This window comes from Vibrio sp. 779(2023) (genome assembly GCF_033344285.1).
In the GTDB taxonomy this organism is placed as follows: domain Bacteria; phylum Pseudomonadota; class Gammaproteobacteria; order Enterobacterales; family Vibrionaceae; genus Vibrio; species Vibrio alginolyticus.
This window is the reverse complement of sequence record NZ_JAWPOM010000007.1, coordinates 73,270-98,225: the sequence shown is the minus strand read 5'-3', so window position 1 is coordinate 98,225 and position 24,956 is coordinate 73,270. Positions and strand designations below refer to the sequence as shown.

The window sequence follows — 24,956 nt, the reverse complement described above, 5'->3', positions numbered from 1 at the left end:
CTTTTCGGCATAATGATATAACTCACTTTTAGAGCGGTTCTAGGGCGAATCACCTTCTCAATTTATTGAAAAACAACACTGTTCATTACACCAAAAACCTCAAAAAAGATAAAAACTAATCAATGTCAGGTCAATGTCATTGCCAATAATTTCAATAAAAAACAGTAATTTAAATAAAAACAACGCACAATTGAACAGTGTTCATCAGTGAGATTTATATCATTTTACTAACTCATACGGAAACTTTAGCAGTAAAACATGTCCAGCGAGTTGTTAGATCAATGGCTTACAAGTGCGAACTATATCGCTCAATTAGCCAATTTTGGACCAACAACTTGTGAGAGATCACCTCTCCCCCATACAACAATGATTATGGACAGCTAACTAGGACAAATAAGATGAAAAAGACTCTAATTGCTCTTTCTGTATCTGCAGCAGCTATGGCAACTGGCGTAAACGCAGCTGAACTTTACAACCAAGACGGTACTTCTCTAGAAATGGGCGGCCGTGCTGAAGCACGTCTATCTATGAAAGATGGCGACGCTCAAGACAAATCTCGCATCCGTCTAAACTTCCTTGGTAAACAAGAAATCAATGACAACCTATACGGTGTTGGTTTCTGGGAAGGTGAATTTGAGACTGCTCAAAACGGTACTGTAGACGGCGACGACAAGAGCGATCTAGAAACTCGTCTTGCTTACGCTGGTCTTGGCGGTGCTTACGGTGAGTTCGCATACGGTAAAACTGAAGGTGCACTAGGCGTTATCACTGACTTCACAGATATCATGGCTTACCACGGTAACTCTGCAGCAGACAAACTAGCTGTATCAGACCGTACAGACAACATGATGGCTTACAAAGGCCAGTTTGAAAACCTAAGCGTAAAAGCAAGCTACCGCTTCGCTGATCGTATGGAAAACGAAAACACTGGTGAGTACTACGACAACAAACAAGACGGTTACTCTCTATCTGCAATCTACGCTCTAGCTGACACTGGTCTTGAGCTAGGTGCTGGTTACGCAGATCAAGACAAAGCTAACGAGTACATGCTAGCTGCATCTTACACAATGTCTGATCTTTACTTCGCTGGTGTATTCACTGACGGCGAGAAAATGGAAGATTCAAACAACAGTAACACAGTTGATTACACTGGTTACGAGCTAGCGGGTGCTTACACTCTAGGCCAAACAGTATTTACAACATCATACAACAATGCAGAAACTAACAACGAAACTTCTGCAAACAACTTTGCTGTTGATGCTTCTTACTACTTCAAGCCTAACTTCCGTGGTTACATTTCTTACAACTTCAACCTGATTGATGCAGGTGACAAGTTTGGTTCAACTGACACTAGCAAAACAGTTGCAACTAAGATCGATGCTGAAGACGAGCTAGCTCTAGGTCTACGTTACGACTTCTAATTCCGGTCTTTGACTAGAATATCGAATGCCCGCTTTAAGCGGGCATTTTTTATACTTCATTTTAAGCAGCGCGCCTTTCTCTCGTGTCTCATTCATGAAGACATTTGAAGCATTTCTTTAGTTACCTAGCATATTGAAAGGACTTGCGTATACTCAATCACATAACTCACCTTAGAAAGTATCATTATGCGTTTACGTTGGCCCTTGCTCATATTCTCTTCATTACTTTCTGCTTTTTCACAAGCGTACCCTCATCAAGAGGTGTTGCCTGAAGGCGCCCGCATCAGTTTAGTTGCGGAAAAACTCAGTGAAAATGCTGAGCTTGACGGTGTTCATCCTACCGAACAACTGTTCCCACCAGCGAGTACATTAAAAATCGTCACCGCATTAGCCGCGAAGTTAGAACTGGGTGATAACTTCCGGTTTCGAACCAAGCTGGAAACATCGAACTCAGATGCAGTGATTTACTTTGTCGGCGACCCAACACTCCAAACCAACGACTTAAAATCACTTCTCACTCTAGCTAAGAAAAATGGCTTAAAACGGATTAACGGTGACCTATGGCTCGATAACAGCGCATTCACTGGTTATAACCGTGCGGTGGGCTGGCCGTGGGATATCTTGGGAGTTTGCTACAGCGCTCCGGCATCGACCATCACACTCAATAACAACTGTGTACAAGCCTCTATCTATACACAAAAAGATGGTGGAACGCGGGTCTACGTACCAGAGCATCAACCTATTCGTGTCACAAGTACCGTAGAAACAGTTTCTAAAACCATTAAGAAAAGTCGTCATTGTGACTTAGGTTTAGTTGCAAATCCCGATAACAACTACAAGCTAACAGGGTGCTTGGTTGAAAGAGACAAACCATTGCCACTGAAATTTGCGGTTCAAGACCCTGAGCGTTACACCAGTCAAAGGTTGGCGACTTTGCTCAAGGAGCTCAACATTGGGGTATCAGGAAAGATTAGGGTCGGTACGGCGCCAGAAAAGCAGCGAAAGCTCATCGCAATGCATCAATCAAAGGCCTTACCAGACATTCTTGAAGATATGCTCAAAAACTCTGACAACTTGATTGCCGACACATTAACCAAAACACTTGGTGCTAAATTTTTCGTTCAGCCAGGCAGTTTTACTAACGGTACAGAAGCGATCAAGCAGATCATTTTCGCCAACACTGGTATTGATATTCGTAATGCGCGCCTAGAAGACGGCTCAGGACTTTCGCGAAATAACCGGATCTCCGCGACCAAGATGGCTGAAATGCTGCGCTATATTTGGAAGCATGAAAACGAACTCAAATTGATTGCCATCATGCCGAAATCAGGTGAATCCGGCACATTAAAGTACCGACAAAGTATGCGAAAACTTCCAATTAAAGGACAGCTGATCGCGAAAAGTGGCTCTATCTACGGGACTTACAATATGGCTGGATATGGCTTGGATAAAAATGGTCAACCTAACACCATTTTTGTTCAGTTTGTTTCAGACTACTTCCCAGAAAAACGGGACGACAACACACCTGTCATCGCCCCGATTACACATTTTGAGCAGCTTTTTTACAATGACATTGTGAACTTTAGTCAGGCAATACCTAAGAAATAGTTCACCACGTTAAAGTAAATCCACATTCCTGAAATATCGACGATAGACGCAAGAACTGGACTCACCAATACGGCTGGGTCCAACTTGCAAGCTCGTGCAATAATTGGCAACAGCCCGCCCAATGTTGTAGAAATGGTGACTTGAATGAACAGCGCAACTGCTATTGCCAGTGCGATATCGGTCAGTTCAAAGCCTCCTGTTGATTGTCCTGCACTAAATAACATAATGCGTCCAATCATCACGATAGCGATCGCTAGCGCAATAAATAGAGCGACTCGGCTCTCTTTCCACAAAACTTCTAACCATTGGCGTTTTTTTAACTCTCCAGTAGCAAGAGCACGAATCACCAAAGTTGCTGCTTGTGTTCCTGTGTTACCACCAGCAGCTGCAATCACTGGCATGTACACTGCAAGTAAAACAAGCTGACTAAGGGTGTCCTCATACTGAGCGATGATCAAGCCTGACACTATCCCTAAAAGAGCCAGCGCAATGATCCATCCAATACGCTGTTTTACATGCCCTAAAACACTAGTTGATAAATAACCATCGGGTGTATCAACTTCAGACATATGCAGACCCAGTTGGTGAGCATAATGACGTGCGCGTTTGTCATGACCTGCTTGCTCAAGTTGAGCAATAAGACTATTCACATAGCCGACAGAGCAATGCTGTAAAATACCTACAGCCTCATCAATCGGCATAACCGTAAGCAAATGGACTTGTTGCTCTTGCTCGTACTGCAAGAATGCATTGCGAGCTGCACCAATTTCTACTTCAGAAAAGTTTGGTGTTGTTTCAATAAAAGTGTTGTTCATTACCGTCATGGCGAATCTCCCGATTGGCATTGGTAACGACCATCGACAAAGCATGAAAAAGCCACTCTCGCACGCTAAAAGTCAGACAACAATTAAGATGCACAGAGAAAACCAATGCGAATGCACTGTCTATTCAGAATGTATGAAGGAAATAACGAGAAGAAAGTTAGAAAAGATGCCTCACCACTTAGGTAAGGCGGAGATCGCCAATACCGAAGCGGGTTATTTCGCTCCCTTAATCTTACTCACCCAACGACTGGGAGGATGGTCGGTATTGTTCATGTAAATCTCCGATAGCGCTGCCATTATTGGCAGCGCAAGTATAGTAGCAAAGTTCATCAGGTATGGAAGTTTTACTTTGCCGTTTTTGCTAAATTTTCATACAAAAAAAGCGCCCTTCAGACGCTTTCATTTGCAGTCATTATGAATTACTGAATAGTAATACGAGCAAATTTACGTTTGCCGACTTGGAACACGTAAGTACCCGCTTCTGGAGCAAATTTGCTGTCCGCAATTTTTTCACCATCAATCTTCACAGCGCCCTGCTTAACCATGCGCATCGCATCTGACGATGATGGACATAAGCCTGCTTCTTTCAACAGATTACTCACTGGGCGACCTGCGTCAAAGTCAAACTCTGGCATTTCATCAGGAATTTGGTTCTTCGCAAAACGGTTTACGAATTCTTGCTCTGCTGCATCGGCATCGGCTTCACTGTGGAAACGAGCAATAATTTCTTTTGCTAGCAATACTTTGATGTCACGAGGGTTTTTGCCCGCTTCTACATCAGCTTTGAATTGAGCAATCTCTTCCAGAGGACGGAAAGAGAGCAGCTCGTAGTAGCTCCACATTAGGTCATCAGAAATAGACATGATTTTACCAAACATTTCGCTTGGCGCTTCGCTGATACCGATGTAGTTGTTTGCTGACTTAGACATCTTCTTCTCGCCATCAAGGCCCACTAGAAGCGGCATCATCAGTACAACCTGAGGTTTTTGACCGTGAGACTTTTGCAGTTCACGACCCATTAGAAGGTTGAACTTCTGGTCTGTACCACCTAATTCAACATCCGTTTCCATTGCTACTGAGTCCCAGCCTTGTAGAAGTGGGTACATGAACTCATGAATAGCAATTGGCTGACCACCCGCGTAACGCTTTTTAAAGTCGTCACGCTCTAGCATACGAGCAACGGTTTGGTTTGCCGCAAGGCGAATCATACCTTCTGCGCCCAGTTCAGACAGCCACTCAGAGTTAAACTGAATTTTAGTCTTTGCAGGATCGAGAATTTTGAACACTTGCTCTTTGTACGTTTCAGCGTTACGCAATACGTCTTCACGACTTAGCGGTGGACGAGTTGTGTTTTTACCTGTTGGGTCACCAACCATTGCAGTGAAGTCACCGATTAGGAACGTCACTTCATGACCTAGTTCTTGGAACAAGCGAAGCTTATTGAAAATAACCGTATGGCCTAGGTGAATGTCAGGTGCTGTTGGATCAGCGCCCAATTTAATACGTAGAGGACGGTCTTCTTTTAGTTTTGCGATTAGCTCTTCTTCTGGAATCAGCTCTTCAACACCGCGCTTAATCTCGGCTAGTGCAGCTTCAATGCTCGCCATTCTTGTTCACTCCCACAGATTTGGCAAAAATATAATAGCTGAACATATTACTTGAATAGCGATGCATTTTGAAACACGTTAGACTAGGTAGTTGTCACTTTTTCCGTTTAATTTAGCAATCAAGTACCTCATGCATTCGATTTTTGTCCGACTTCCACTCTTGCACAAAGTATTGATCGGTTTTTTTAGTGCGCTGATTATCTTCGCGCTCTTCTTTTTACCTGATCCGCAAGACCTAGACCCGCAGCAGAGCCGATTAAAAGTTGGTCAACATTATCCTGTGCCAGTTTCCCTCGAACTCAGTGCACTAAATAGTTCATCGCCTGCGGTTCCCGCCGTGCTGCGCTGGGAGACATACAAGGTAAAAAATGGCGAGAGTGCTGCCATCTTATTTAGTCGCGTAGGGCTTTCTGCTCGTCTATTACATGAACTGGTGTCATCAGACAAAGAAGTGGAAAAACAGTTAACTCGGCTTCGACCTGGTGACCGATTGCAATTTGGTTTTGACGAAAATAACGACTTGGTGCAGCTAAGAAGAACACTAAGCGCGTTCGAGACTTTTCGTATCACATTAAAAGACGGCAAGTACGTTTCTGAAGTTGATAAGAAAGAAGTCGACTTCCAGTACAACTACGCAGAAGCCACCATCAAATCAAACTTTTGGAATGCAGGAATATCTTCTGGATTAAATGGTAACCAAATCATGGAACTGGCTGGCATATTTGGTTGGGACATCGACTTTGCTTTAGATATTCGTAAAAACGATAGCTTCCGAGTGCTTTACCAAGAGGAAGTGGTAGAAGGTGAAGTAATCGGCCGTGGAAAAATCATTGCTGCGATCTTTAAAAACCAAGGAGATACCTTTACCGCAATATTGGATCAGAAAAGTGGCAAGTATTACGACGAAAATGGGCGTGCAATGAAAAAAGCATTCTTACGCGCGCCGTTGGATTTCCGTCGAGTTTCGTCTAATTTCAACCCACGCCGCTTACATCCAGTGACGGGACGCGTTCGTCCTCATAGAGGCACGGACTATGCAGCACCAGTGGGCACCCCGATTTGGGCGGCTGGTGATGGTGTCGTTCAAAAATCGTCTTACAACAAATTTAATGGTAACTACGTTTTCATTAAACATAGTAATACTTACATTACCAAGTACCTGCACTTAACCAAACGTACTGTACGAGCTGGTCAACGCGTTAAGCAAGGCCAAACCATCGGTACGCTTGGCGGAACTGGCCGTGTAACTGGCCCTCACCTGCACTATGAGTTCCTTGTGAATGGTGTCCATAAAAACCCGCGCACGGTGAATTTGCCACAATCTAAATCCCTGACAGGCAAAGCGAGACAAACTTTCATGGCAAACGCGAAAGTTAGCATGGACAAGCTTGAACGCTACAGCAAACTGTTAGCAATGAAGTAAGGCAAGGTATTGAAAAGGGCAGCTTCGCTGCCCTTTTTGTTTTGTCGATATCATCACGATAAAGCTTACTGTTCGGAGTGATGCTCTCTCCCGAGCATAAGCAAACACGGTGTCAGAACTAACGTTAGCAAAGTCGCAAACGCCAAACCACCCGCGACAGCGGTCGCAAGCTGAGACCACCATTGAGTGCTTGGTGCGCCAAACTCCACTTTCTGATTAACTAAGTCGATGTTCATTTCTAACACCATTGGCAATAAGCCTAATATGGTGGTCACCGTCGTAAGTAAAACGGGTCTTAAACGCTGCACACCCGTACGCAAAATAGCCTCAGATTTTTCTAAGCCACGTTTACGCATCTGATTATAAGTATCGATTAAAACAATATTGTTGTTTACCACGATACCAGCCAACGCAATCACTCCAATTCCCGACATAATGATGCCAAATGGCTTTTGGAAAATAAGTAACCCAGCGAAGACACCAACGGTAGAAAACAGCACTGCACTAAGGATTAAGAAAGCTTGATAAAAGCTATTAAACTGCGTAATTAAAATCAAAGCCATCACACCAAGCGCGACAATAAAAGCATTTTGCAAGAATGCTGATGAGTTTTCCTGCTCTTCATTTTGACCCCGAATCTTATATTCAATGCCTTCTGGTAAGTCGAGCTGTTCCATTCCAGCGGCAATCTTAGGTAACTCAAGCGCCAAATTGTAACCTTCCACCATATCCGCTTTAATATTGATAACTCGATGACCGTCGACCCGACGAATAGTGTCTTGCTTATGATCTGGTTTGATTTGAGCAAAATTCGTAATCGGTACTAGACCAGCTGCCGTTTTCACTCTCAGCTGATCAAATCGACCTATGTCGCGCTTATCTTGCGGATAGCGCACCAAAATATCGACTTCTTCATCCGCATCATCGGGCAAATAATCGCCTATTTTCAAGCCGTTCGTAACAAACTGGACGGTATTCCCGACTAAAGTAGCATCCGCTGCAAAGCGAGAGGCGTCATCTCGCTGGATATCAATTTGCCAATCAATCCCTTCCTTATTAGTGGTATCACTCAAGTTGGTCAGTGCAGGATTACCATCAGCCCAATGTCGTACTTTTTTGGCTGCTTCATCTAACGCACTAACACTCAAATTTCGTGATGACACTTCAATCACGAGATCATGCTCGACAGGCGGCCCTGCGTCCGGGAATTTATACTCAAGTTCAACACCATAAAAGCGGTCTGTCGTCTCTTTTAGTTCCTCAATAATGGTTTTCACTTTGCGTCGATACTGCCAATCCACAGGCGTTATTTGAATCTGGCCAATCTCGTCCCCATTATCGCTCGATCCTGTGCGCGTGTAGACACTTTCAAACTCGTCATGACCGAGCATCACCTTCTCGATTTCGCGCATAACAACATCTTTTTCGTGAATAGACAGGTCACCATAAGAACGAACTTTAACGGTAAAAAAGGCAGGGTCCACCTCAGGGAAAAACTCTGCACCCAAGCCAGCTTTGTTGTAAGTGAAGCCGACACCTGCCGCTAGCAGTATCGCGCTGAGTAAGACTTTCCATGGATGACGAATCGCTACCGACAGAGTCTGGTAATAAAGCTTGGTAATGCCAGTCGCTTTTTCAAAGTTGCCGTTATGCAGCTCCACCATTTCTCGCTGAGCTTTCTGATTGACTACTTGAGGCTTGCCAATGATCCCACCGATGACAGGAACGAACAATAAAGCCATCATCAGCGAAGCGGCCAAGGTAGCAATTAAAGTAAGTGGTAAGTACTTCATGAACTCACCAGTGATGTCTGGCCAGAAAAGTAACGGAGCAAACGCAGCCAATGTGGTTGCTGTGGATGCGGTAATAGGCCAGGCCATTCGCTTTGCTGCATCTCGATAGGCTTCTTTACGTGGCGTTCCTTCTTGCATGCGCCGATCTGCAAATTCTGTCACCACAATGGCACCATCCACCAACATGCCTACCGCCATAATTAAAGCAAACAGTACGACGATATTGACCGTCAGCCCAAATACCGATAACACCAACAACCCAGTCAAGAACGATCCTGGAATAGAAATCCCCACGAGAAGCGCGGTCCTAACCCCCAATATGGCAATAATGACGATAACTACGAGGATAATTGCGGATAAGATATTGTTTTGTAGATCACTGAGCATCAATTTGACATCGTCGGATTGATCCCAAGTATATTTAACTTGCAAATTGTCGGGCCACTCGGCGCGCTTCTGTCCCAGAGCCAGTACTTCTTTTACCAGCTCAACCGTTTCAATGATGTTTTCCCCTGCCCGTTTTTTTACGTCCAAAACGATGGCAGATTCGCCATCTAAACGAGCAAAACTTTCAGGATCGCGAAATGCACGTCGTACTGTCGCCACATCGCCAAAAGTGATCACCTCTTTGCCATTCACCTTGATCGGTAGTTCAAGCACATCTTTCAGTGAATCAAAAACCGATGGGACTTTTACCGAAAAGCGTCCATACCCAGTATCGACAAACCCCGCAGCCACAACTCGGTTATTCAAGGCAATTAAATTATAGATGTCCGCTTGATCGAGACCGTAGCTTTCCATCAATAGCGGATCGACAACTATCTCCACGATGTCTTCGCGATCTCCTGCGATTTCAACCTCAAGAACCTGACGGAAACTTTCCAAACGATCACGTAACGTTCTGGCAATCTGAACAATGGTTCGCTCTGGTACGGTGCCATAGAGCACAACGGTCAAAACAGGCTCTTCAGATGCAAACGTGACTTCGTTTACCGTCGGCTCATCACTGTCCTCTGGTAACTTTGGCTTCGCAAGATCAACCGCATCACGCACATCTGCCATCGCTTTATCAAGATCCACTCCGACACTAAATTCCAGCGTCACCGAAGCATGACCTTCTGATGCCACAGAGGTCATCTCTTTTACGCCTTCAATTGAACGCAGCTCTTGCTCTATTGGACGAACCAATAAACGCTCGGCATCGACAGGAGAAATGCCTTGATGCCCAACAGAAACGTAGATAATAGGAATGGTAATATCAGGGCTCGATTCCTTGGGGATTGTGACGTAAGTAATGACACCTGCAATTAATATCATCACCAACAATGTCAGCATAGTGCGAGCGCGAGATAACGCAGCATCAATCAGAGTGTACATAGGTGCTCCTTACTACTCATTAGCCGCTTCAATAACTACGTCATCAACTTTATTGGCCAGTACTTGATCACCATCTCGCACAAAACCTTGTCCCAGCACGATAATGTCTGCACGCTCTCCTAACCCAGAGAGCCACACACCATCATCCTCGGCCTTAACGAGTTGAATTGGAACAAACTCAACATACTCATTACGCAGTGTCTTGACACCTAAGTTACCTTCTTCATCTAGTGCTAACATGGCAGCCGTAATCTTTACTGCCAACACTTCACTCAAAGGCAGCTGTACTTCTGCGCTCATACCGGCAGGAATTCTTGCGTCTTGATTATCAATTTCGATTTCAATTGGAAATGTATTAGTAGAAGCAGAAGAAACACGTCCAATGTAGCGCACACGACCTTGATGATGCTGTTGGTTAATGGTTCTTACGTCGGCTTCTAGGCCTTCCTTAAGGTATTGTATATGCCGTTCACTGACATCGGCTTCAATCACTAAAGTATCCAAATCAATGACCGTCGCAATAGGATCGCCAATCCCGACAAAATCACCTAACTCAACAAAGTGGTGATCTACGATGCCATCAAATGGCGCTTTAACCTCAGTATTTCTTAAAGCCGTTTGCACGTTACTCAAATTCGCACGTGCATCTACCAACGCTGCTTGCGCTGTCGCAAATGCAACCTCACCTTGCAGTCCACGACTTTTTAGCGATTTAGCTGCATTAAACTCTTTCTCTTTAACCAACAGCATCGCCTGGGCCCGTTTAAGTTGAATGCCAAGGTCGCGCTTATCGATGTTTGCGATCACTTGTCCCTGTTTGACCGCTTGGCCTTTCTTTATGTTAAGACTGACTATTTTACCGGCAACTTCGGCGCCAAGACGCGCTTGACGATTGGGCGCTGTTCGTCCATACAATTCAATGGTTTTACTGGTAGGTTCGGCAAGAAAAGTATCAAACATCACCTTTGCAAGTGGTGTCGTGTTCGTGGATGTTGAAGAGTTAGGATGATCATCTTGTGCTTTGAGTTGGCCGATGGTTAGCCACGCAACAAGAAGTAAGACGAGGATAAGAGATACTAGCCAAGGGCGCTCGACAATTCGGCGTCCAAAAGAAAGTCCAGACATATAAAGTCCTTTTTATTATTTCTCTGCATATCTGCAAGCGTGTGCTTTACGTGACATCCTTCTACATAAAGCACAGGCAGCTATTAGCTGCCTGTTAGGTGTTAATTACACACTGAACGATGCACCACAACCACATGTTGTCGTTGCATTTGGATTATTTACGAAGAAGCGCGCTCCTTCCAACCCTTCTGTGTAGTCAACAATACCGCCAACGAGATATTGCAGACTCATAGGGTCTACAACCAGTGTTACACCACTGTTTACGATTGTCGTATCGCCTTCGTTTACATTTTCATCAAAAGTAAAGCCGTATTGGAAGCCGCTGCAGCCGCCGCCAGTAATGTATACGCGCAGTTTCAATGCTGGGTTTTCTTCTTCAGCAATCAATGCTTTAACGCGAGATGCTGCTGCGTCAGAAAAAGATAATGGTACGTTTACTTCGCTCACGAAGACCTCTCTCACTCGTGTAATGCGTCAAGCCTGAAGCAAGACGTCAAATTTGTGCTAATTGAGACGATTATCCAATACCTGACAAACTCGTTCAAGTATTCGCCGCCGATTCTTTATAACAGATGCGGATATATAAGATTACACTGCGAAACAACACATAAATTAAGCAAAACGTTTCTAACTTGATTATAGCTAGGTACAATGCGCTCCACTTGGTCCGAGCAATCAAAAGAGGATAACCCCATGACCAAATCATCAGAGCTGTATCAAAAAGCTCAGCAAACCATCCCTGGCGGTGTCAATTCACCAGTTCGTGCATTCAACGGCGTTGGCGGCTCTCCGCTATTTATCGAACGAGCAGACGGTCCACTGATTTTTGATGCCGATGGTAAAGCGTATATTGATTACGTTGGCTCTTGGGGTCCAATGATTCTTGGCCACAACCACGCGGTTATCCGCGAAGCAGTAATTGATGCAGCGCAACGCGGTCTTAGCTTCGGTGCGCCAACAGAACTTGAAATCGCGATGGCAGAATTAGTTTCTGAGCTTGTTCCATCAATGGAGCAAATCCGCATGGTAAGTTCTGGTACTGAAGCTACGATGAGCGCGATTCGCCTTGCACGTGGCTTCACCGGTCGCGACAAGATCATGAAATTTGAAGGTTGTTACCACGGCCACGCTGACAGCTTGCTAGTAAAAGCAGGTTCTGGAGCACTAACTCTAGGCCAACCAAGCTCTCCTGGCGTTCCTGCAGATTTTGCTAAGCACACGCTAACAGCAACATTCAACGACCTAGATTCTGTACGCGAGCTATTTGCTGCTAACAAAGGCGAAATTGCTTGTATCATCGTTGAGCCAGTAGCAGGCAACATGAACTGTATTCCACCAGTGGAAGGCTTCCACGAAGGGCTACGTGAAATCTGTGATCAAGAAGGCGCGCTACTAATTTTTGATGAAGTAATGACAGGCTTCCGTGTTGCTCTAGGCGGCGCGCAAGCACACTACAACATCAAACCCGACCTAACGACACTGGGTAAAGTGATTGGTGGCGGTATGCCAGTAGGTGCTTTCGGTGGCCGTAAAGAAGTGATGCAATACGTTGCACCTACAGGCCCAGTTTACCAAGCTGGTACCCTTTCCGGTAACCCTGTCGCAATGGCAGCAGGCTACGCATGTTTGAACCTTCTAAAAGAAGAAGGCAACGAAAAGCGCCTAGCTTCTAAAACGAAACAACTTGCTGAAGGCTTTAAGTCTCTAGCAGAAAAACACGGTATTCCGCTAGTTGTTAACCAAGTGGGCGGTATGTTCGGCTTCTTCTTCACTGACCAGGAAAAAGTAACTTGCTACGAAGACGTAACGAAGTGCGATGTAGAACGCTTCAAGCGTTTCTTCCACTTAATGCTAAAACACGGTGTCTACCTTGCGCCATCTGCGTTTGAAGCGAGCTTTACTTCACTCGCTCATGGTTCAAAAGAGATTGATGCCACACTAGAAGCAGCTGACCGCTGTTTTGCTGTTCTTGCAGAAGAAGCGAAATAATCGCTAAAAACGGCGATAACGCATTTAGAAAAGGACCGTAACGGTCCTTTTTTATTGCCAATTCAAAATAACCAATATCGCTAATACCCCAACGACAATGCCAAACCACGGTATTCGCTTAGCTTTTTTCTCAGTTTGACACTTTTTATCACCGTTGCAACAACCCATAGCTCATCTCTTGATTGATAACCGACTGATTTGTAGTCATTATAGCAAGGTACATCGCCCTGCTCTAATTCGGCATTGTCATAAGCTTGAAAGAGTTAAGAGTGCAAAGTAATAAAGGTTACACGCCATCATTGAAGGCATAAACCGTAAACGTCACCTGTAAGTTGGACTAATACCATGCCAAATAATGTAAAAATAACGTCGAGTCACCGAGTACTAATGGTTGCTTTACTCGCCGCTGCTTTTGCTTGCTACTTATTGGTTGAGCCATATATCAATTCCATTGTGATGGCTTTTATCATTTCTTTGCTCATGTTTCCGATACACGAATGGTTTGAGCAGAAAATTCCCAAGCACCCTAATATGGCGGCACTGCTGTCATGTGTCGTCTTGACGTTTATTATTGTTATCCCGCTTTTATTTGTGTTTGCCGCCATTGTTCAGCAAGGCTCTGTTTTCTCACAAAATACATATAATTGGGTTACCAATGGTGGCATCCAAGATATATTCCAACATCCTTTCGTTATCAAAGGCTTATCGATTGTTAATGAGTACTTACCTTTTGATAAAATCGAGCCCAAAGCCATTGCTGAGAAAATTGGTCAATTTGCCACATCGTTTGGCTCCAACTTAGTCGCTATCAGCGCAAAGATTTTAGGAGACGCAACCAACTTCCTAATGAACTTCTTCCTAATGCTGTTTGTGCTGTTTTTTCTGCTTCGTGACCACGACAAAATCATCTCTGCGATTCGTCATATCCTGCCACTCTCACGTAGCCAAGAAGACCGCATATTGACAGAGATAGAGCAAGTTTCTAAATCAGCCGTGATGGGCTCATTCATGACAGCGATTGCTCAAGGTTTGGCTGGCGGCATCGGTATGTGGCTAGCTGGCTTCCCTGGGTTGTTTTGGGGAACAATGATGGGCTTTGCATCATTCATTCCAGTGGTAGGAACCGCGCTAATCTGGATTCCTGCAGCATCGTACTTGTTCTTAACAGGCGATATGACTTGGGCTATCTTTTTGACGGTGTGGAGTGTAGTTGTCGTTGGCTCTATAGATAACCTATTGCGCCCGTTGCTAATGCAAGGCAGCGCCGGCATGAATACCCTTATGATTTTCTTCTCATTACTGGGTGGTCTGCATCTGTTTGGTTTGATTGGTCTTATCTACGGCCCACTTATTTTTGCCGTGACCATGGTACTGTTTAATATCTACGAGGAAGAATTCAAAGACTTCCTTAACCAACAAGACAACAGCTAGTCACCGCTTAATCACTTCAAGCTTGGGGCAGATTGTGCGAAAATCTGCCCCAAATTATTTCTGATGAACCAAATTTATGTCTGCTTATATCGCTCCTAGCCAAATAGCTCAGCGCCAACTTGAATACTTCAACGGAAAACACGTTTTAGTCGCTGGTGAAGTTGAAGACCTATTTCCTCTTGAGTTAGTAGCTCATTGTGAGTCTGTTGAAGTGTTTACTTCCAACTATAGCTACTACCGCCAAATTCAAACCTCTGACAAAGTGAAAAGTCATTTTGGCTCTGTGTTTGATGTTGAAACAAAAGCAGACATGGTCCTTTTATACTGGCCAAAAGCAAAAGCCGAAGCAGAATACTTGCTGGCGATGTTGATGGCGAAACTGGGCATTAACACCGAAATCGTCATCGTTGGTGAAAACCGCTCCGGCATCAAGAGCATCGAGAAGATGTTCCAAGAATACGGCCCTGTGAACAAGTACGACTCTGCTCGTCGCTGCTCATTTTACTGGGGTAATTGCCTCAATGAACCAAAACCTTTCAACCAAGCAGATTGGTTTAAGTCTTACACTGTTACACTCGGTGAGCAGTCGCTAGCGGTTAAGAGCCTACCTGGCGTATTCAGCCATGGCGAGTTCGACTTAGGTAGCCGATTGCTGCTTGAAACCTTACCTAAGCTGTCGGGCAAAGTGCTCGACTTTGGTTGTGGTGCAGGTGTGCTCGGTGCGTTTATGGCGAAAGCGAATCCAGAGATCGCGATTGAGATGTGTGACATTAATGCTTATGCGATCACTTCTAGCCAAGCCACATTAGAAGCGAATGGTTTATCCGGACGCGTATTTGCATCAGATATATACTCGGATACCACAAAAGACTACCGCTTTATCGTCAGCAACCCGCCATTCCACAGTGGTTTAGACACAAATTACAACGCAGCGGAAACCTTGTTGGGCCAGGCACCACAATATCTAACCAAAGACGGTGAAATGGTGATTGTCGCGAATAGCTTCTTAAAATACCCACCAATTATCGAGCGGGCGTTTAATAATTGCGAGACGCTAAATAAGACCAATAAATTTTCTATCTACTACGCGAAAAAATCATAACTTCCCCCGCGCAGGCACAAACCTGCGCGATTTTTTCTCATAAATTCAACACTCATAAGAAAAACTGCGTCACCCTGCACGCTTTACAACTAACTTTCTTGTCAAAGAAAAAAAACTCGTTAATTTTGTTAATTCTATCTAGTTGAACATCTTATCCGTTTTTAACGAGAACCTCGGCAGCGAAGTATGTTTTAGAACTGCCCATTATGAGTTGTAATCTTATCCATGTTTAAATTCTACAAAAAACAGAAATTTAAGCGCCTTCAGAGTACACTGATGACCGCATTTCTGGTGCTCAGTATCACACCTCTTACCATTACTGCGATCTTTTTCTTGCAGTCCCACAGTAAAGATCTGCAAGAACAAAGCACCTCGCACTTACTGTCTGTTCGAGATACAAAACAGCAGCAAATCATCGACTACTTTGAGGCACGAGAAACCGAAGTCATGGGCTTTGTGCGCTCAGAGTTGGCTTACGCCAGTGGTGGCCGATTCTACGGTCTCGTCAATGCTTTTAGTCGTTTAGGCAATGATATTGAAGAGTCTCGTAAAAACGCCCAACAGCGCTACATCGAGGGCAGCGGAGACCAAATCAAAACCTCAACGTTACCCGAGTCATCCAACTATGTAGGAAGTGAACGTTACCGGCTTTTGCATAAACGCTATCATTGGGCCTACTTGGAGCTCCTCAAGCGCTCTGATTTTAATGACATTTTGCTGGTCGACATCAATGGTAACGTCACCTACTCGATCAACAAAGACGATAACTACGGAACGAACTTGTTATCAGGCCCCTACAAAGACTCGGCACTTGGCAAAACTTTCAAGCGTCTCGCCGATGATGTGACTGAACGTCGAAAAGTAAACGAAGACTACACTCCTGTGATTGTGTCTGACTTCGAGCTGGAAGGGGGTAAATCAGTAGCTTGGCTAGGTGCACCAATTGTTCAGCAAGGTTATCTACACAGCTATGCCATGTTCCGCTTGCCAAATAATGGCATCACTAAGTTAGCCGCAGACGCTAATCGAGAGTCATCCATTAACACCCTGCTGGTTGGAAATGATCACCAACCTCGCACAATTAACACGAAACAAGACGACATTAAGAACAGTTTAGAAGTGATCGATAAAGCACTCTCTGGTGCATTTGGTGTCGGCACTTACACAAACGGTTTAGGTGAAGAGATCATCGCGGCTTATGCACCGATTGAAACTCGTGGTGTGATTTGGGCGCTCGTCGTACAGTTACCAGAAAACGAAGCTTTCGCTCGTATCCATCAACTCGAAAAACTATTCGTTATCGCTATGTTGATCGCCATTATCCTTGTGGTGATCGCTTCTCACTATTTATCAAACTTTATCACTTCTCCGTTGCTGAAATTGACTTGGGTTGCCGAAAAGGTCTCTGCAGGGGATCTTGATGACACGTCTTTTAATACGGTTCGTAAAGATGAAATTGGTCGGCTTGCGTTAAGCTTTGAACGAATGCAACGCTCTATTCGAGAGAAGATTCAAACCATTAAGAAGCAAAATGAAGAACTAGAAAGCAACATACAGATCATTCAAAAACAGAATGAAGAACTGCAATTGGCCGATAAATTAAAAGATGAATTCTTAGCCACGACTTCTCATGAACTTCGTACACCGTTACACGGCATGGTCGGGATTGCTGAAACCTTAGCGTCCGGCGCCAATGGTGCGATCCCCGCTAGCCAGAAATATCAGCTTGATATCATCATTAAAAGTGGTCAGCGTCTCGCTAATCTAGTCGATGACTTGTTGGATTATCATAAAATGCGTTATGGAAGCATGGATATCCAGAAATCAGCAGTGAGTTTGGGCAGTGCAACACGATTGGTTTTAGAGCTTTCTAGCCATTTACTCGGAAGTAAAACCATCCGCATCATCAACCAAGTCCCAGCGGATTTAAAAGCAGTATCAGCTGACCCGCAACGCCTTGAACAAGTGCTATATAACCTGATTGGCAATGCGATTAAATACACCTCAGAAGGTAAAATTGTTATCTCCGCTAATGTGGTAGATGATCATGTACGCGTACAAGTCGTGGATACTGGACAAGGAATTCCCGCAGAACAACTTGAGCATATTTTTGAACCACTTATCCAAGCAGGGCAAGACGCGAGCCGTTATCGTCAAGGTGCAGGGCTTGGGCTCTCCATTAGCCGGCAATTGATCGAATTAATGGGAGGCTCGTTATACGTCAGTAGCCAACCAATGGTCGGAACTACCTTCAGTTTCACTTTACCGCTCGCCAGTGAAGAAGAAATCCAAGCAACCCAGACTCTAGCTGCGCACGGGCACTTCCAAATTCCTGAAGTTAATGTAGAGAACAGCGAAGACTTATCACTTCCAGAGAACCCAGACGGCCCGTTACTGTATGTTGCTGACGATGAACCAGTAAACTTACGCGTGCTTGAAAGCTTTTTACGTTTAGAGGGCTATCGTGTGCGTACCGTCTCCGATGGGCCAGAAACGTTAGCGCTCGTCGAGCAAGAGAAGCCGGAACTTCTGTTATTGGATATCATGATGCCAGGCATGAGCGGCTACCAAGTTTGTAGTGAACTACGTGAAACCTATGATCATGCCGAGTTGCCAATCATTATGCTCACCGCACTCAGTCAAACAGAAGATCGTGTAAGAGGTTTTGAAGCAGGAGCCAACGACTATTTATCGAAACCATTTAATAAACAAGAGTTGGCGGCACGTATCCAAGCGCATTTAACGGCAAGTAAAGCAGAAATGCGCCATATGGAAAACAAAGTGCTAGAGTCTGAACTTAGACAGCGAGCAGTCGTTGAAGCAAGCTTACTTGAGACTCAAGGTCGTTTGTTGGAACAGCTAGAATCGGCTCCTGAAGCTATCATCTGTCTACGTGAAGACAAGCGTATTCGCTTTGCTAACGAAGCTGCTTGTAAGCTATTCAAGCGCAGCTTAGAACAGCTAAAGCGCTCATCTGCTGATGAGCTGATTGCCCCTAAATATCTAACCGTCAAACAACCTCATTACTGTGGCAAGATTGATATCTATATTGAAGATATTCGTCAGAACATCGAAGCAGACATTCTTAAGCTCCCTGAAGGTTCAGGGTTAGATATCATGTACATCTTTAATGTCGGCGGTGGAGCCAGTGCCGCTCGCATACATAATCTAGAAACCGCCGTAGAAGTGCTTTCAAGTTATGCATTTGATGGTGACAAAGACCAATTGCAAAAGCTAAAAGAGCTTGGCGGAGAATTTACGCGCCTTGCAGACAAAGCACTCGGTAATAAAAAGGACAAGCAAGAACTTATGCGGGAAGTTCTAGTCGACGCAATGACACATGCTTTAGAGTATTGGGAATCTGTAACGGGTGAAAGTAAATTCGCATTTGCAGAGCAAAGTGGCTTGTGGCGCGTTTATCTAGACCGAAGTACTTTACAAACACGCACCTTAGATAAATACATGCGTATAGAAACATTACCCAAAACACCACGTTGGAGAACGGTGCTAAGCTCGATAGAGTTCATTCTCGAACACTGCAAAGAACAGAGCCCCGAGAGAGCATACATAGAAGCACAACGAGATAAACTACAGCGACTATTGACCAGCTAATATTTATCAAAAAAACTAGCCCAGCGTGCATGCTGGGCTTTTTTGTTATTCGAGTATTCCCTTCCTTGAGATAAAAGAGACCGCCTCTTCCTACCCCATTAACATATTTCCAATAACGAACATTCGGTTAGACAACGCTATCTATTGTTGGTCTTCAAAACGTACGACCTTATCCATTTAACTTGTCTTAACTAGGTAAGTTCGAGCAACCGAAAAAACTTCATTCATACAATAAAAAAAGGACAACAAACGGAAGAAAACTGTCGATAAAAAAGGCCATTTTTCAGATAACAAGCGGATTTTGACGAACTATTGATAGAGATTGCGAACTTAATCACAACAGAACGGCAGATTAATTTTTAGCTGATTAATTAACACTATTTCTGCATGTGAGCGAGATCTCCGAACCTAGAAACCAAGCAAGAAACGTATATTTTAAATGGATCACCAGGTTAGTAATCACCAACACTCATTATTAACAAGGATATAAACTGCGACGCGTATCAACGTTTATTTTTTGTCCCTCTACTGGTTAAAATTAGCCAAAATAACGTTTATAACGGAGAGCTCAGAGATTTTAACGTTTTTAACGGGAATCAAGTTTGATTATTTTATGGATAAGGTGTTTTCTTACTCCTGCCTAAGGCCTACAGGCCACTCTTGGCGAAACTCAATGTTGTAATGAGTAAGGCATGTACAAGAGGTAGGTCTTAGAGAGTGTTTATCAATTGATGACATTCAATTCCATTTAGTGAAATGAAAGCAAATAGTAAGGAACAGCTATGCTTGCCAATATTAAAAAAACAGCACTAGCAACAGCAATTATTGCAACGGCTACTACAGGTTTTGCATCGGTAGCTACTGCGGCTGAACGCAGTGAACTGACTATCCACCCTAAAGAGTTTACAACTTTCGTTCGTAACTTTAACCCTTTCTTGGGTGCAACTAACCTGCACACAACAACCGACTTTATTTACGAGCCGCTCGTTGTTTTTAACGAAATGCACGGTAACACGCCTGTATTTCGTCTAGCAGAAAACTTTACCATGGCTGATGACCTGATGAGCGTAACCTTCGATATCCGTAAGGGCGTAAAATGGTCTGATGGCAAAGCGTTTACCGCTGATGATGTTGTTTACTCTTTCAACCTAGTTAAAGAGAAGCCAGAGCTAGACCAATCTGGTATCAACTCTTGGGTGACTGGCGTAGAAAAAGTTAACGACTACCAAGTTAAATTCCGTCTAAGCGAAGCAAACTCAAACGTTCCTTACGAAATTGCGAAAGTACCCGTCGTACCTAAGCACGTATGGAGCAAAGTAAAAGATCCAGCAACATTCACAAACGAAAATCCAGTAGGCAGTGGTCCATTTACCGAAATCGACACTTTCACACCGCAGCTATATATCCAGTGTGAGAATCCGAATTATTGGGATGCAGACAACCTAGATGTAGACTGTCTGCGTGTGCCGCAAATCGCGAACAACGACCAATTCTTGGGCAAAATCGTTAACGGCGAAATGGACTGGACGTCTTCATTCGTACCAGACATCGACCGTACGTACGCTGCAGCAAGTCCGAATCACCACTACTGGTACCCACCAGCGGGTACTCAAGCATTTGTAGTGAACTTCAAAAACCCAGACGCTGCGAAAAACGAAGCGCTAACTAACGTTGACTTCCGTCGTGCGTTCTCTATGGCGCTAGACCGTCAAACTATTATTGATATCGCTTTCTACGGCGGCGGTACAGTGAACGACTTCGCATCTGGCCTTGGCTACGCATTCGAAGCTTGGTCTGATGAAGAGACGCACAACAAGTACAAAGGCTACAACACATACAACGCGGAAGGTGCGAAAAAGCTTCTAGCTAAAGCTGGCTTCAAAGATGTAAACAAAGATGGCTTTGTGGATACACCATCTGGCAAGTCTTTCGAGCTTCTAATTCAATCACCAAACGGTTGGACTGACTTCAACAACACAGTACAACTAGCCGTTGAGCAACTAGCAGAAGTGGGCATTAAAGCTCGTGCTCGTACACCGGACTTCTCGGTATACAACCAAGCAATGCTAGAAGGTACTTACGACGTTGCTTACACCAACTACTTCCACGGTGCAGATCCACACTTGTACTGGGATAGTGGCTACAACTCGAAGCTACAAGCTGGTGACGGCATGCCTCGCTTTGCAATGCACTTCTACAAGAACGATAAGCTAGACGGTCTTCTTAACAGCTTCTACAAGACAGCAGATAAGCAAGAACAGCTAGAGATCGCTCATGGCATTCAGAAGATCATTGCTCAGGACCAAGTAACTATTCCTGTGCTATCTGGCGCGTACATGTACCAATACAACACAACTCGCTTCACTGGTTGGTGGAACGAAGAAAACCCTAAGGGCCGTCCAAACATTTGGGCAGGTATCCCAGAGCGTCTACTTCACGTACTGGACCTAAAACCAGTTAAATAAGTAGAAGTTCATTTCAAGCGGCATGCATCCCGTGTGCCGCCTATAAAAATCCCTTGTTAACGAAACCAATATGTGGCGCTAGTCGTCAGGGGATTTTTCGCTCTAAATTTCGCTAGGAGCGACCTGAAACCAGAAACAGGGAAAAAATCTGGGTGAGTAAGGTGTGAGTTATGGGTTATTTTTTAAGACGTTTGTCGTTCTATCTTGTCGCGCTCTTAGTTGCAGCGACGTTAAACTTTATTATTCCGCGAGCAATGCCTGGTGACCCAGTTACCATGATGTTTGCTAATGCTTCAGTACAGGTGACTCCAGAACGAATCGCAGCAATGAAAGAACTGCTCGGTTTCGTTGATGGGCCAATTTACATTCAGTACTTCTCGTACATTAAAAACATTCTAAGTTGGGAATTAGGCACCTCAATCCAGTTCTACCCACTTTCAGTTAATTCTTTACTAGGTAGTGCATTTGGCTGGTCACTATTTCTAGCTGGTACTGCGGTTGTACTTTCTTTCTCCATCGCTTCTGTCCTTGGTATTTTTGCCGCCTGGAAGCGCGGTAGTAAGTACGATGCATTCGTAACGCCTGGTACATTGATCATTCAAGCTATTCCACAAATGGTTATCGCAATGTTAGCGCTGTTTACCTTTGCGATTGGCCTGAAATGGTTCCCATCTGGCTATGCTTACACGCCAGGTACTATTCCTGATTGGACAAGCTGGGAGTTCATCAAGAACGTGGGTTACCACGCTGTATTACCTCTATTCTGTGCAACCATCGTTCAAATTGGTGGCTTCCTAGTTAACATGCGTAACAACATGATCAACCTTCTCGCCGAAGACTATATCACGATGGCTAAAGGTAAAGGGCTGAGTGAAAACCGCGTCGTCTTTAATTACGCCGCACGTAACGCACTACTTCCAAGTGTTACCGCACTGTCTATGTCTTTAGGTATGGCCATTGGAGGTCAATTAATCATCGAGATGATTTTCAACTACCCAGGCCTAGGTACTGTTCTATTGAACGCAATTCACGCTCGTGACTACCAAGTACTTCAAGGTCAGTTAATTATCATGACGATGTTCATGCTGTGCTTCAACTTAATGGCTGACATGCTGTACATGATTCTAGACCCTCGCCTACGTACGGGAGGCAAATAATCATGAAAGAACTATTTAAACTTATTTTAGGTAACGCATTTGCTCGCATTGGTCTTGGCATTGTTACGCTGTTCGTGTTCGTTGCGATTGCCGCTCCTTTACTTACAAAGCATGCGCCAGACAAGCGAACCGGTAACCCACACGAATACCCAAGCTTTGTTGTAAAACAGGCACAAAACAACCCTGATGGTTGGGTCGCTAAAAACCTAGCAGACGATCGTCGTACACTGCTTATGTCTAAAAAGGCCGACCACGTATTAGGTACTAGCCGAATGGGTCGCGATATCTGGTCGCAGGTGGCTTACGGTGCACGAGTATCACTGGGTGTAGGCTTTGGTGCTGGCATCATCGTGTGTTTCTTAGCAACAGTCATTGGTATATCGGCAGGTTACTTCGGCGGTAAAGTGGATGACGTATTGAGTGCCGCGATGAACATCATGTTAGTAATCCCGCAGTATCCATTGCTATTCGTGTTGGCGGCCTTTATCGGTGAAGCAGGCCCACTCACCATTGCCTTGATTATCGCTGGTACTTCTTGGGCATGGGGTGCACGTGTTGTCCGCTCTCAAACTATGGCACTACGCGAGAAAGAGTTCGTTAAAGCTGCCGAAGTATTGGGAGAGTCTTCATTCCGCATCATCTTCGTTGAGATTTTACCAAACCTTATCCCAATTGTCGGTGCGAGCTTCATTGGCTCAGTAATGTTGGCGATCAACACTGAAGCGGTCATTTCGTTCCTAGGTTTGGGTGATGCCAACACGATCAGTTGGGGCATCATGCTTTACAACGTGCAAACCTCATCAGCCATGCTGATTGGCGCATGGTGGGAAGTACTAGCACCTTGTATTGCCCTAACACTACTGGTTACTGGTCTTGCTCTGTTGAACTTTGCCGTTGACGAAATTGCGAACCCTCAACTTCGTTCTCACAAAGGCATGAAACGCTGGAAAAAACTAGCAGCAAAAGACAAGAAAGAGCGTGAGCCTGAACTGGCACCACAAAATGCACTATGGAGCGGAGATAAATAATCATGACTGCACCACTAATTTCCATCCGTAACCTATGTGTAGACTACATCACAGACGCGGGCGATGTCCGCGCCTGTAACAACGTGAGCTTCGACATTGCACCAGGTGAAGTATTCGGTCTGGCTGGTGAATCTGGCTGTGGCAAATCCACTGTTGCCTTCTCACTAATGCGCCTTCATAAGCCACCAGCGTTTATCACAGGTGGTGAGGTTATCTTCAACGGTGAAGATATCCTTCAGTACAGCGATGATCGCATGCAAGCGTTCCGCTGGAGTGAAATGTCGATGGTATTCCAGAGTGCGATGAACGCTTTGAACCCTGTTCTAACCATGGAAGAGCAGTTCTGTGACGTCATCATGCGTCATACCAATATGACTCGCGCTCAAGCAAAAACACGCGCTGAAGGTCTGCTGGAAATCGTTGATATCCACCCTAGCCGATTGAGTGATTACCCGCACCAGTTCTCTGGTGGTATGCGTCAACGTCTAGTAATCGCAATCGCTTTGGCTCTGAACCCAAAAATGATCATCATGGACGAACCGACTACCGCATTGGATGTAGTGGTTCAACGTGAAATTCTACAAAAAATTTACGCGCTTAAAGAAGAGTTTGGTTTCTCAATTCTGTTCATCACACATGACTTGTCATTGATGGTCGAGTTCTCGGATCGTATCGGCATCATGTACTCAGGTGAGTTGATTGAAGTCGCGCCTTCTAAGCAAATTCTGGAAAGTCCTTACCACCCTTACACCAAAGGTTTGGGTAGCTCTTTCCCTCCACTAACTGGACCAAAGACCAAATTGACTGGTATTCCAGGTAACCCGTTGAACTTGCTAGAAGTACCACGGGGCTGCCGCTTCCAAGCTCGTTGCGATCGCGTACATGAAGCATGTACACGTGTACCAACCCAATTACGTCAAATTGAACCAGGTCGCCTCTCAAATTGCCATTTGTACGGCGACACCATTGCTCAAGCTAAGGTTTAACAACAAAA

At 44.7% G+C, this 24,956-nt stretch carries 16 protein-coding genes; 11 read left to right on the top strand and 5 right to left on the bottom strand.

Translation table 11 applies throughout. The features are described from left to right. The first annotated feature begins 398 nt into the window (after positions 1–398). A complete protein-coding gene (locus R8O70_RS11050) occupies positions 399–1,421 on the top strand; it encodes a porin (RefSeq protein ID WP_005386521.1) in 1,023 nt (340 codons plus the stop codon). A 186-nt stretch (positions 1,422–1,607) separates the two neighbouring features. Then, positions 1,608–3,029, top strand: coding sequence for a serine-type D-Ala-D-Ala carboxypeptidase (dacB, locus tag R8O70_RS11045; protein WP_017820417.1), 1,422 nt, complete (start codon positions 1,608–1,610; stop codon positions 3,027–3,029). Here dacB and R8O70_RS11040 read toward each other — a convergent pair. Continuing rightward, positions 3,008–3,853, bottom strand: a complete 846-nt coding sequence (locus R8O70_RS11040; protein ID WP_005380062.1) for a magnesium transporter — start codon at positions 3,851–3,853, stop codon at positions 3,008–3,010. The two genes, dacB and R8O70_RS11040, sit on opposite strands and share 22 nt — an antisense overlap. Before the next feature lie 419 nt (positions 3,854–4,272). Beyond that, a complete protein-coding gene (gene tyrS, locus R8O70_RS11035) occupies positions 4,273–5,460 on the bottom strand; it encodes a tyrosine--tRNA ligase (protein WP_017820416.1) in 1,188 nt (395 codons plus the stop codon). Between the two features lie 130 nt (positions 5,461–5,590). Between tyrS and R8O70_RS11030 the strand changes: the two genes are divergently transcribed. Then, complete coding sequence (locus tag R8O70_RS11030) at positions 5,591–6,883, top strand: peptidoglycan DD-metalloendopeptidase family protein (RefSeq protein ID WP_033905576.1); 1,293 nt, start codon at positions 5,591–5,593, stop codon at positions 6,881–6,883. Between the two features lie 65 nt (positions 6,884–6,948). Here the strand turns inward: R8O70_RS11030 and vmeK are convergent, their stop codons facing one another. The 3 genes from vmeK to erpA all read right to left on the bottom strand — a co-directional run bounded on the left by vmeK (position 6,949) and on the right by erpA (position 11,625). Next, positions 6,949–10,053 (bottom strand): multidrug efflux RND transporter permease subunit VmeK, encoded by a 3,105-nt coding sequence (gene vmeK / locus R8O70_RS11025; protein WP_017820415.1) that lies wholly within the window; start codon positions 10,051–10,053, stop codon positions 6,949–6,951. Positions 10,054–10,065: 12 nt separating this feature from the next. Then, complete coding sequence (locus R8O70_RS11020; protein ID WP_258497166.1) at positions 10,066–11,178, bottom strand: efflux RND transporter periplasmic adaptor subunit; 1,113 nt, start codon at positions 11,176–11,178, stop codon at positions 10,066–10,068. A gap of 105 nt (positions 11,179–11,283) precedes the next feature. After that, positions 11,284–11,625: an iron-sulfur cluster insertion protein ErpA gene (erpA, locus tag R8O70_RS11015; protein WP_005380031.1), complete on the bottom strand. Its 342-nt coding sequence runs from the start codon at positions 11,623–11,625 to the stop codon at positions 11,284–11,286. Positions 11,626–11,871: 246 nt separating this feature from the next. Here erpA and hemL point away from each other — a divergent pair, with 246 nt between their 5' ends. From hemL to R8O70_RS10975, 8 genes are all read left to right on the top strand, one after another. Next, complete coding sequence (gene hemL / locus R8O70_RS11010) at positions 11,872–13,167, top strand: glutamate-1-semialdehyde 2,1-aminomutase (protein ID WP_005380032.1); 1,296 nt, start codon at positions 11,872–11,874, stop codon at positions 13,165–13,167. A 345-nt stretch (positions 13,168–13,512) separates the two neighbouring features. Continuing rightward, positions 13,513–14,598 (top strand): AI-2E family transporter, encoded by a 1,086-nt coding sequence (locus R8O70_RS11005; RefSeq protein ID WP_258623910.1) that lies wholly within the window; start codon positions 13,513–13,515, stop codon positions 14,596–14,598. Between the two features lie 76 nt (positions 14,599–14,674). After that, positions 14,675–15,700 (top strand): 16S rRNA (guanine(1207)-N(2))-methyltransferase RsmC, encoded by a 1,026-nt coding sequence (gene rsmC, locus R8O70_RS11000; protein ID WP_213907277.1) that lies wholly within the window; start codon positions 14,675–14,677, stop codon positions 15,698–15,700. A 225-nt stretch (positions 15,701–15,925) separates the two neighbouring features. Beyond that, positions 15,926–19,312 carry a response regulator gene (locus R8O70_RS10995; protein ID WP_005380036.1) on the top strand — a complete coding sequence of 1,129 codons (3,387 nt, stop codon included), beginning with the start codon at positions 15,926–15,928 and terminating at the stop codon, positions 19,310–19,312. A gap of 782 nt (positions 19,313–20,094) precedes the next feature. Beyond that, on the top strand, positions 20,095–21,777 hold the full coding sequence (locus R8O70_RS10990) for an ABC transporter substrate-binding protein (RefSeq protein ID WP_005380037.1): 1,683 nt from the start codon (positions 20,095–20,097) through the stop codon (positions 21,775–21,777). Positions 21,778–21,947: 170 nt separating this feature from the next. Further along, entirely contained in the window at positions 21,948–22,934 is a 987-nt protein-coding gene (locus R8O70_RS10985; protein ID WP_005380038.1) for an ABC transporter permease, read from the top strand. Positions 22,935–22,936: 2 nt separating this feature from the next. Further along, a complete protein-coding gene (locus tag R8O70_RS10980; protein WP_047102642.1) occupies positions 22,937–23,962 on the top strand; it encodes an ABC transporter permease in 1,026 nt (341 codons plus the stop codon). A gap of 2 nt (positions 23,963–23,964) precedes the next feature. Continuing rightward, complete coding sequence (locus R8O70_RS10975; RefSeq protein WP_005380040.1) at positions 23,965–24,948, top strand: ABC transporter ATP-binding protein; 984 nt, start codon at positions 23,965–23,967, stop codon at positions 24,946–24,948. The last annotated feature ends 8 nt before the right edge of the window (positions 24,949–24,956 follow it).

Bases quoted from the DNA above. Each gene is read 5' to 3' on its own strand.
- R8O70_RS11050 (WP_005386521.1), top strand. From the start codon at position 399: ATGAAAAAGACTCTAATTGCTCTTTCTGTATCTGCAGCAGCTATGGCA.
- dacB (WP_017820417.1), top strand. From the start codon at position 1,608: ATGCGTTTACGTTGGCCCTTGCTCATATTCTCTTCATTACTTTCTGCT.
- R8O70_RS11040 (WP_005380062.1), bottom strand. From the start codon at position 3,853: ATGACGGTAATGAACAACACTTTTATTGAAACAACACCAAACTTTTCT.
- tyrS (WP_017820416.1), bottom strand. From the start codon at position 5,460: ATGGCGAGCATTGAAGCTGCACTAGCCGAGATTAAGCGCGGTGTTGAA.
- R8O70_RS11030 (WP_033905576.1), top strand. From the start codon at position 5,591: ATGCATTCGATTTTTGTCCGACTTCCACTCTTGCACAAAGTATTGATC.
- vmeK (WP_017820415.1), bottom strand. From the start codon at position 10,053: ATGTACACTCTGATTGATGCTGCGTTATCTCGCGCTCGCACTATGCTG.
- R8O70_RS11020 (WP_258497166.1), bottom strand. From the start codon at position 11,178: ATGTCTGGACTTTCTTTTGGACGCCGAATTGTCGAGCGCCCTTGGCTA.
- hemL (WP_005380032.1), top strand. From the start codon at position 11,872: ATGACCAAATCATCAGAGCTGTATCAAAAAGCTCAGCAAACCATCCCT.
- R8O70_RS11005 (WP_258623910.1), top strand. From the start codon at position 13,513: ATGCCAAATAATGTAAAAATAACGTCGAGTCACCGAGTACTAATGGTT.
- rsmC (WP_213907277.1), top strand. From the start codon at position 14,675: ATGTCTGCTTATATCGCTCCTAGCCAAATAGCTCAGCGCCAACTTGAA.
- R8O70_RS10995 (WP_005380036.1), top strand. From the start codon at position 15,926: ATGTTTAAATTCTACAAAAAACAGAAATTTAAGCGCCTTCAGAGTACA.
- R8O70_RS10990 (WP_005380037.1), top strand. From the start codon at position 20,095: ATGCTTGCCAATATTAAAAAAACAGCACTAGCAACAGCAATTATTGCA.
- R8O70_RS10985 (WP_005380038.1), top strand. From the start codon at position 21,948: ATGGGTTATTTTTTAAGACGTTTGTCGTTCTATCTTGTCGCGCTCTTA.
- R8O70_RS10980 (WP_047102642.1), top strand. From the start codon at position 22,937: ATGAAAGAACTATTTAAACTTATTTTAGGTAACGCATTTGCTCGCATT.
- R8O70_RS10975 (WP_005380040.1), top strand. From the start codon at position 23,965: ATGACTGCACCACTAATTTCCATCCGTAACCTATGTGTAGACTACATC.